The 8,987-nt window shown below is 73.5% G+C and carries 7 protein-coding genes; 5 read left to right on the top strand and 2 right to left on the bottom strand.

Annotated elements, in window-relative coordinates:
* Positions 1-1,341 precede the first annotated feature (1,341 nt).
* Positions 1,342-2,457 carry a serine hydrolase domain-containing protein gene (locus ABZ806_RS15235; protein ID WP_500217886.1) on the top strand — a complete coding sequence of 372 codons (1,116 nt, stop codon included), beginning with the start codon at positions 1,342-1,344 and terminating at the stop codon, positions 2,455-2,457.
* A gap of 2 nt (positions 2,458-2,459) precedes the next feature.
* Entirely contained in the window at positions 2,460-2,972 is a 513-nt protein-coding gene (locus tag ABZ806_RS15230) for a pyridoxamine 5'-phosphate oxidase family protein (RefSeq protein ID WP_500217885.1), read from the top strand.
* Between the two features lie 291 nt (positions 2,973-3,263).
* On the opposite strand, the gene ABZ806_RS15225 is transcribed toward ABZ806_RS15230, so the two are convergent.
* Positions 3,264-5,357, bottom strand: coding sequence for a RecQ family ATP-dependent DNA helicase (locus ABZ806_RS15225; protein WP_500217884.1), 2,094 nt, complete (start codon positions 5,355-5,357; stop codon positions 3,264-3,266).
* Positions 5,358-5,451: 94 nt separating this feature from the next.
* Here ABZ806_RS15225 and ABZ806_RS15220 point away from each other — a divergent pair, with 94 nt between their 5' ends.
* From ABZ806_RS15220 to ABZ806_RS15210, 3 genes are all read left to right on the top strand, one after another.
* Positions 5,452-6,915 (top strand): threonine/serine exporter family protein, encoded by a 1,464-nt coding sequence (locus tag ABZ806_RS15220; protein WP_500217883.1) that lies wholly within the window; start codon positions 5,452-5,454, stop codon positions 6,913-6,915.
* An 85-nt stretch (positions 6,916-7,000) separates the two neighbouring features.
* Positions 7,001-7,327, top strand: coding sequence for a DUF8820 family protein (locus ABZ806_RS15215; RefSeq protein WP_500217882.1), 327 nt, complete (start codon positions 7,001-7,003; stop codon positions 7,325-7,327).
* A gap of 9 nt (positions 7,328-7,336) precedes the next feature.
* The gene (locus ABZ806_RS15210; RefSeq protein ID WP_500217881.1) at positions 7,337-8,488 is read left to right on the top strand and encodes a DUF6745 domain-containing protein; all 1,152 of its coding nucleotides are present in this window, start codon (positions 7,337-7,339) and stop codon (positions 8,486-8,488) included.
* Between the two features lie 67 nt (positions 8,489-8,555).
* Here the strand turns inward: ABZ806_RS15210 and ABZ806_RS15205 are convergent, their stop codons facing one another.
* A complete protein-coding gene (locus tag ABZ806_RS15205; protein WP_500217880.1) occupies positions 8,556-8,945 on the bottom strand; it encodes an ATP-binding protein in 390 nt (129 codons plus the stop codon).
* Positions 8,946-8,987: the final 42 nt, after the last annotated feature.

Raw genomic sequence — 8,987 nt, 5'->3', positions numbered from 1 at the left:
GCGCGGGCCGCGCCCTGCGGGGGCGCGCGGGCGGCAGACGATCACCCTGACCCCAGCACGGCGGCGCCCCGAAGACGCCAAGGCGACCACCCCCGACGGCCGCTCTCCCAACCGCACGACGCAAGCGCGCAACACCTGCAGGCGGTTGACAGCCAACTGCTCCTCGTCCGTCACGTGGCTGCGCAAGCACGCCACGCGCTCATCGGCGGTCGAGTGCGGGCGGCTAATCGAACCAACGAGGCAATCACGTCGGTGGTCCACCACCGACGATCAGCGCCGGGATGGTGGCCCCGCTCAACCGGCCCCGCCACTCGCCGAACCACGGACGAATGCGGACGTCCACCCCACAGCGGCCGCCCTCCAGGGCCGAACCGACCACACCGCCACCCCAGCGAAAACGCCGGTTCCGATGAGGCGAGAGCCCTGACCGATGAATAAACCGGGTCGCGCAGGTCCACATGAAGACCACACGCCCCAGGCCGCCCGCCCGGCCGCCGCCCACCGCGAGGAGGACCCAAGGTGCCCACCCGAACCGCAAGGCCCTCCACCCGCCACCGCCGTCCCCCCGAGCCTCTCTCGGCCGCCACCTCTCTCAAAGCCCCGCGCACCCTGAAGCCGCACGCAGCCGCTGACGCCCTCACGCTCCCGACCAGCCACGCCCCATCGCCGCTGGCGGCCGCCAAGACGACGGCGAAAAGCACTCATGAGCGGGCGCTCAACGCGGTCACCCACAGCGCGTACACACGACCGGCCCCACAGCTCGGCCCAACAAGCCGCACACGCGGGCCGGACGCGCGGGGCGGCCCGGCAGGACCGACACGCCGAGCGAACACGCGCGCCGGACACGCGGAGCGGCCCCGCTGGACGGACGCACAGAGCGGACGCACGGGACGCACACGCAGGGCGGTCCGACAGGACCGACGCACGGGACGGACACGCAGGACGGCCCGGCAGGACCGACAGGCCGAACGAACACGCTGGCCGGACACGCTGGACCGAAGACGCAGGACGGACGCACAGAACGTACGCGCGGGACGCATACGCGGGACGGTGCGGCAGGACCGACGCACGGGACGGACACGTGGAGCGGCCCGGCAGGACCGACACGCGGAGCGAACATGCGGGCCGGACACGCGGGACGGCCCGGCAGGACCGACACGCGGAGCGGATGCGTGGGACGGACGTGTGGGGCGGGCCGGCAGGACGGACGTGCGGGGGCGGGCGCGTGGGGCGGGTGCTCGTGGGGAGAGCCTCGTGGGAAGTGCTCTTGGGTGTTGGTGTGGTGGGTGTGAGTGGCGGGTCCCTTCGTTTGGTGTCACGCGTTAGGAGTGGGGGTGTCTTGTGAGGGCGTTGCAGGGGACTGTTCAGAGTGCGGTCGATGCGTTGATGGCTTCTGGGGGCGAGGTCGGTCTGCAGGTCGCGGTCCTGGAGCGGGGGCGGCTGGTTGCGGACGTCGTCGCCGGTGCGGCTGACCGTTCATGCGGGCGGGCGGTTGCGCCCGGCACGCTCTTCTACGCGGCGTCCACTGCCAAGGGGGTCGCGTCGGTCGTGGCTCATGTGCTCGTGGAGCGCGGGGAGCTCGCGTATGACATGCGGGTGGCCGACGTGTGGCCGGAGTTCGGCGTCCACGGGAAAGGCGGGGTCACGCTCCGCCACGTCCTGATGCACACCGCGGGTGTTCCCGCTCCGCCGTACGACACCACGGTCGAGGATCTGTGCGACTGGGAGCACATGTGCGCGGTGCTCGCCGAGTCCAGGCCCTGGTGGGAGCCGGGCACCCGTTTCGGCTACCACGCGCAGACGTTCGGCTTCCTGCTCGGCGAGACCGTGCGACGCGCGACCGGGCGTCGACTGGCGTGGTGGCTCCGCGAGGCCGTCACCCGTCCGCTCGGCGTCGAGGACGAAGTCCACTTCGGCGTGCCCGCAGCCTTGCTGGACCGGGTTGCGCGTCAGGAAGCGCCGGTCGAACCGCCGGGTGCACCGGAGCCGGGATCACCGCCGCACAAGGCGGTTCCGCCGGGTATCCGGCCTGATGCCCGCATTGCCAACCGGCCCGATGTCCTGCGCTCGGACATTCCCTCGGCCGGCACGATGACCGCGCGCGGGGTGGCCCGCGTCTACGCCGCGCTGCTGGGCCACGTCGACGGGGTCGAACTGGTCTCGCCCGCCCGCCTCGCCGACATGGCCGCGGTGCACTACGAGGGCATGGACGAGGTCATGGGCATGGCCGCGACGTGGGCCTTCGGCTTCAGCACCTTCCGCCCCGGCGGCGTCCTCACCCGGTCTGGATCGAGTTTCGGCATGGTCGGCGCGAACGGCTCGGCCGCCTACGCCGACATCGATTCCGGCGTCGCCGTCGCGGTGATGCGCAACCGGTTCAACCCCGACATGGCGGCGGCCTCGCGTGTCGACCGCGTCGTCGGTGACTCCTTGCCCGCACACGAGAGATCGGAATGATCATGATGGAACCCGTGTCCCGCCTCGACGAGCGTTTCAGTGATCCCGCTGCCCGGGCGGTGCCCTGGACGGCGACCCTGGAGGCCCTGGAATCCGCGCAACTGTCCTGGATCACGACCGTCCGCTCGGACGGGCGCCCCCATGTGACGCCTCTCGTGGCCGTGTGGCTCGATGAGGCGCTCCACTTCTCGACGGGCCCCGGTGAGCAGAAGGCACTGAACCTCGACGGCAACCCGCGGGTGGCTCTGACCACCGGGTGCAACCGCTGGGACGAAGGGCTCGATGTGGTCGTCGAGGGCGTCGCCGAGCGTGTCACCGAGCACGCCATCCTTGAACGGCTCGCCGCCGCGTGGGCGGGCAAGTGGGACGGCCAGTGGCAGTACCAGGTGACCGACGACGGCTTCTCCCACGCCGACGGGGGTACCGCGTTCGTCTTCGCGGTGCGTCCGGCCAAGATCCTCGCCTTCGCTAAGGGCGCCTGCTTCTCCCAGACCAGCTACACGCCCGCCGAGTAACTCCGCCGTCCACGGCCACACCCCCACCCCGGCATCCGACAGCCCCCCGTGAGCCGACGCGGCCGCACGCCTCGTGAGCCGACCCGGGCCGCACGCCCCGTGAGCCGCGTGACCCCCGTGGGCCACGTGAGCCCATAGCCCCGTGAGCCCGTGAGCCCGTGAGCCTGTGGGGTGCGTGGGCCACGTGGGCCACGTGGGCCGACCTGGGGCCGTGGGCCGCTTGGGCCGCGTGGGTCTGGTCGGGTACGGCTGGGGGCCTTGGCTGGGGTCGGGGTGGTGGTTGTGGGGGTGTTAGTTGGGGGTTGCGAGGGTCAGGGGGAGGATCGTGTTGGCGCCTGCTTCCTTGAGGAGGTGGGTGGCCACGGTCATGGTCCAGCCGGTCTCTGTGCGGTCGTCCACCAGGAGGATGGGGCCCGGGTCGGTGTGGAGGGCCGTGGCCAGGTCTTCCGGGACGGCCAGGGCGTGCCAGACGGAGCGGAGGCGTTGGGCGCTGTTGTGCCGGCGGGGGGCGGGGTCGCCGAGCGGGGTCAGTTCGCCCAGGTAGGTCAGGCGGCCGATCTGGGCGATGCTCCGGCCGAAGGTCGTCACCAGGCGGGGGCGGGAGCGGGAGCCGATCGTCACCACCGCCGTGGGGCGGGCCGGCCAGTCCCAGGCGGCCAGGACCTTGACGACCGCGTCCACGAGGTCGGCGGGGACGTCGGTGTCGGGGGCGGCGAACAGTTCGCGGAGGCGGTTGCCCCAGCCGATGTCGGTGAGGCGGCCGAGGGCGCGGCCGGTCTCGGCCTGGAGGCCGGGTTTGATGCGGCCGGAGACGCCGAGGTCGTCCTTGACGCCGGTGGGCCACATGCGGCGGGGGGCGAGGTCCACGCCGGGACGGTGCAGGCGGTCGCGGGCCTGGGCGGTGCTCTGCGGGGTGACCTCGGCGGGCCAGTGGCGGCCCGTGCAGTTGTCGCAGCGGCCGCAGGGGGCGGCGGCCGGATCGTCCAGCTGGCGGCGCAGGTACTCCTCCCGGCAGGACGGGGTCGAGATGTAGTCGAGCATCGCCTGCTGCTCGCGGCGGCGTTCGGCGGTGACCCGCTCGTAGCGTTCGCGGTCGTAGGCCCAGGGTTCGCCGGTGGACGTCCAGCCGCCCTTGACCCGGCGGGCCGCGCCGTCCACGTCGAGGACCTTGAGCATCATGTCGAGGCGGGACCGGGTCAGGTCGACCATCGGTTCGAGGGCGCTGGTGGACAGCGGGCGGTCGGCCGCGTCGAGGACCTCCAGGGTGGCGCGGACCGTGGGCTCCGGCGGGAAGGCCAGGCTGGCGAAGTAGGCCCAGATGTCGCGGTCTTCGCGCCCCGGGAGCAGGATGACCTCGGCGCGGTCGACGCCGCGCCCGGCGCGTCCGATCTGCTGGTAGTAGGCCACCGGCGACTGCGGGGCGCCGACGTGGACGATGAACCCGAGGTCGGGTTTGTCGAAGCCCATGCCGAGGGCGCTGGTGGCGACGAGGGCCTTGAGCTTGTTGTCGTGGAGGTCCTGCTCGGCGCGGAGGCGTTCGGCCTGCTCGGTCTGGCCGGAGTAGGCGGCGACCTCGTGGCCGCGGTCGCGCAGGTGGCCGGTGATCTCGTGGGCGGCGGCGACGGTGAGCGTGTAGATGATGCCGGAGCCCGGCAGGTCGGCGAGGTGCTCGGCCAGCCAGGCGATGCGCTGCTCGGCGCTGGGGAGCGTGACGACGGCGAGGTGCAGGGACTCGCGTTCCAGCGGGCCGCGCAGGACGAGGGCGTCGTCGCCGGCGAGCTGCTCGGCGACGTCCTGGGTGACGCGGGCGTTGGCGGTCGCGGTGGTGGCGAGCACCGGGATGCCGGGCGGCAGGTCGGCGAGCAGGGTGCGCAGCCGCCGGTAGTCGGGGCGGAAGTCGTGGCCCCAGTCGGAGATGCAGTGCGCCTCGTCGACGACGACCAGCCCGGCGCCGGCGGCGAGCTTGGGCAGGACGAGGTCGCGGAAGTCGGGGTTGTTGAGCCGCTCGGGGCTGACCAGCAGGACGTCCACCGCGCCCCGCTCGACCTCGGCGAAGATCTGGTCCCAGTCGTCGGTGTTGGACGAGTTGATCGTGCGGGCGTGGATGCCGGCCCGGTCGGCGGCCGCGATCTGGTTGCGCATCAGCGCCAGCAGCGGCGAGACGATCACGGTCGGGCCGGCGCCGCGCTCGCGCAGCAGCCGGGTCGCCACGAAGTAGACGGCCGACTTGCCCCAGCCGGTGCGCTGCACGACCAGGGCCCGGCGCCGCTCGACGACGAGCGCGCTGATCGCCGTCCACTGGTCGTCGCGGAGCCGCGCGTGGTCGCCGGCGAGGGCGCGCAGGCACCGCTCGGCATCGTCCCGTAGCCCGTCTGGAGTGCTCATACGTCCTTGGTACCAGCGCCGCGGAAGCCCCCGCACCAGAATCGCGTTCTGTGGATAAGCCGGTGAGGAGCCGCGGCGTTGGAGCACGCCGGCCATGGGTAGCCTGCCAAGCAAGATCGGCGAACCGGCCGGGACGGCGGACAGGGCGACACGGGCGGACAAGGCGGGAAGGGGCACGGGCGGGGGAATGCGCGCGGCCGAACGCTTGCGGCGGACCTGGCAGGTCCTGATGGACGGGTCTCCCCCGGAACCGCCCGAAGAGGAGCCCGGTGAGACCGTCGACCCCCGGGCGGTCGATCTCGTGCTGCGCGTGGGCGAACTCCTGCTGGCCAGCGGCGAGACCACGGAACGCGTCAACGAGGCGATGCTCAGCCTGGCCCTGGCCTATGAGCTCCCCCGCTGCGAGGTACAGGTCACGCTGACCAGTCTTCTGGTCTCGGCCCATCCGGGGAAGGGGGCGCCGCCCATGACGGGGACGCGCGCCATCCGGCGCCGCACCCCCGCCTACTGGCGGCTCACCGCGCTGCACCAGCTCGTCCAGGACGCCTCGATCGGCATGCTGGAGCTGGACGAGGCGCACAAGCGGCTCAGGGAGATCAAGACGGGCCGCGCCCCGTACCCGGCCTGGCTCATGGTCGTGTCGCTGGGGCTCATCGCCGCGTCCGGCAGTGTCCTGTCCGGTGGCGGTCCGCTCGTGGCGACCACCGCGTTCATCGCCACGCTGCTCGGCGACCGCACCGCCGCCGCGCTCGCGCGGCGCGGCATCGCGGAGTTCTTCCAGCTGACGGTCGCCGCCGCGATCGGCGCGGGCGCCGCGGCGCTGGTGGTGGCCCTGGGCAACCCGGGGCACGCCGCCACGATCGTCACCGGTGCGATCCTGGCGCTGCTGCCGGGACGCCCGCTGGTCGCCAGCATCCAGGACGGCATCACCGGCGACCTGGTCAGCGCCGGGGCCCGGGTGCTGGAGGTCTTCTTCATGATCGCCGCGATCGTCGCCGGGCTCGGCGCGGTCGTCTACCTCGCGGTCAACATGGGCGTGCCGATCGACGTCAAGCATCTGCCCACCCCGGCGGCGGAGCTGCGGCCGGTCGCGGTCATCGCGGCCGCCGCCATCTCGGTGACGTTCGCGATCTCCCTCGCCGCGCCGAAGGACGTCCTGCTCGCCTCGGCCGTCGGCGGCGGGATGATCTGGGTGCTGTACGTCCTCGTGCGGGGGTGGAACGTCCCGCCCGTGCTGGCGGCGGCGATGGCGGCGACCGCGGTCGGTGTCGCGGCCAACTGGCTGGCCCGCCGGCACAACCAGCCGGTGATGCCGTTCCTGGTCCCCGCCATCGGTCCCCTCCTGCCGGGGACGGCGCTCTACCGCGGCATGGTCGAGCTCAACACCGGCTCGCCGAACACGGGCGTGCTGAGCCTCATCGGGGCCGTGTCGGTGGCGCTGGCGCTGGGCGCCGGAGTGAACCTCGGCGGCGAGTTCGTCCGCGCCTTCCAGCACGTCGGCCTCGGCGGGTCCGGGCGGTGGGCCCGCCCGGCGGCCCGCCGCACCCGGGGCTTCTGACCTCCCCGGCGCCCACTGTCCAGGGCGTCACCTGCGCTTTCTCGCCCTTCCGCATTTTGTCGGTGCCGGAGGTTAGTTTCGCCGCATGTACCGACAGGGAGACATCCTGATCCTGCCCGTGCCCGAGGAGGCGGTCCCGCGGGCCGTCCGCGACCTGCGGCCGGCCCCGCGCGACGGGCGGGGCCGCATGGTGCTGGCGCTCGGGGAGGCGACCGGGCACGCGCACGCGCTGTCCGCGCCCGGCTCGCTGCTGCGCGTCCCCGACCCGCTCGCCCCCGACCATCTGCACCTGCCGTCCGGCGGGCGGCTGGTCCACGAGGAGCACGCGGCGATCACCTTGCCCAAGGGGTGGTACCGGGTGATCCGCCAGCGCGAGTACGTGCCCGGCTCCGTCCGCGTCGTGGCCGACTAGGGGGACGGGATGCCCACCGGAACGGTACGCGAGAGCCACTACGTGGTCGGTGACTGGCAGTCGGCGGCGTTCGCCACCGGCCCCGCCGGCCGGGCCCGGGCCGAGGCGGGCGTGGCCGCGGCCTACGCGTCCGCGGGCCTGGACGCCCCCGAACGCTACATCTGGGTTCCCTCCCCCGCGCGCGGCGCCGTCGCGGCCGCCGTCCTGGCGGGGCACGGCGACGCGCTGGAGAAGGCGGGGCTGGGCGACCTACTCGCCCGGGCCCGCGCCGACCTGGGCGACGGAGCCGCGGGCGGGAGCGTCCTGGCGGACGTGCGGACCCGCCCCTGGGAGGCGCAACGGGCGGCGGCCTGCTCCGAACAGGGGCCTGAGCAGTGGCCGCGCACCTGGGCCGACACCGGCGGCCTGCTCTGGAACCAGGTCCAGTCGCTGGTGACGAGGGTCCGCGCCGCCGTCGGGGAGCAGGCCCATGCCCGCTCCGGCGCGGCCGGGAACCTCTCCCCCGCCCCGGACGAGGAGCACGCCGCGTCCCTCCTGCGCGCCGCCACGCTGGACGCGGTCCTGGGCCAGCACGACGCGCCGTGGCTGGCGCTGTTCGAGTCGCTCGGACGGCTGGACGGCCCGCTCGCCGGGCTCGCCGAGGCCGCCCGTTCGGCGGGCTGGTGGTGGCCCTACGAGCGGCTGGTGATCCTGTCGGAACGTCCCGGCGAGCTGCACCGGGACGAGCCCGGACGGCTGCACCGGGGCGACGGCCCCGCCCTGGCGTATCCGGACGGGTTCGCGCTGCACGCCTGGCGCGGCATGCCGATCCCGCCCGACTTCGTCTCCTCCCTGACCGACCTGACGGCCGCGCGCATCTCGTCGGAGTCGAACGCCGAACTGCGCCGGGTCATGCTGGAGATCTTCGGATACGACCGCTACCTGGCCGAGACGGATGCGCGTCCCCTGCACCGCGACGAGACGGGCGTCCTGTGGTCGATCGACCTCCCCGGCGACGAACCCGTGGTCATGGTGGAGGTGGTCAACTCCACGCCCGAACCCGACGGGACGCGCCGCACCTACTACCTGCGGGTCCCGCCCGGCACCCGCACCGCGCGCGCGGGCGTCGCCTGGACGTTCGGTGTGGACGAGGCCGACTACGACCCCGAGAAGCAGACCTGAGCCCGCGAGCGCCCCTTGGTCGCACTTCCCCAGTCACCAAGGGGCGCCCGCCGTCACCCGGGCGCCGTCACCCGGGCGCCGGGGCCTGCGCCCAGGTGACCTTGCCGTCGGCGGTGGCCCGCCAGCCCCACGCGTTCGACAGGGCGCCGACGAGCAGGAGTCCCCGGCCGCCCTCCGCCTGCGAGTCGACGATGGGCGCGGACGGCCCCTCCGGATTGTCGTCCCACACCTCCACCATCGCGGTCTTGTCGTCGGGCAGGTAGAGGACGAGCGTGACCGCGTTCGCGTGGCGGATCGCGTTCGTGACCAGTTCGCTCGTGATGAGTTCGAGGTCGCCGTGGACGTCCTGGCGGTGCCAGTCCTCCAGCGCCGCGCGCACCGTGTCGCGCGCGGCGCGCACCGCGCCCTCGACCGGTTCCAGCGCGAGGACGAAATGGGGTCGATGTCGATGTTCCACGCAACCGCCTAAGCTCGCCGGCCAACGCAAGCATGCGCCCTC

This window comes from Spirillospora sp. NPDC047418, assembly GCF_040643275.1.
Taxonomy (GTDB): Bacteria; Actinomycetota; Actinomycetes; order Streptosporangiales; family Streptosporangiaceae; genus Spirillospora.
The sequence above is the reverse complement of the archived record's forward strand: the minus strand, read 5'-3'. Positions and strand labels throughout refer to the sequence as shown.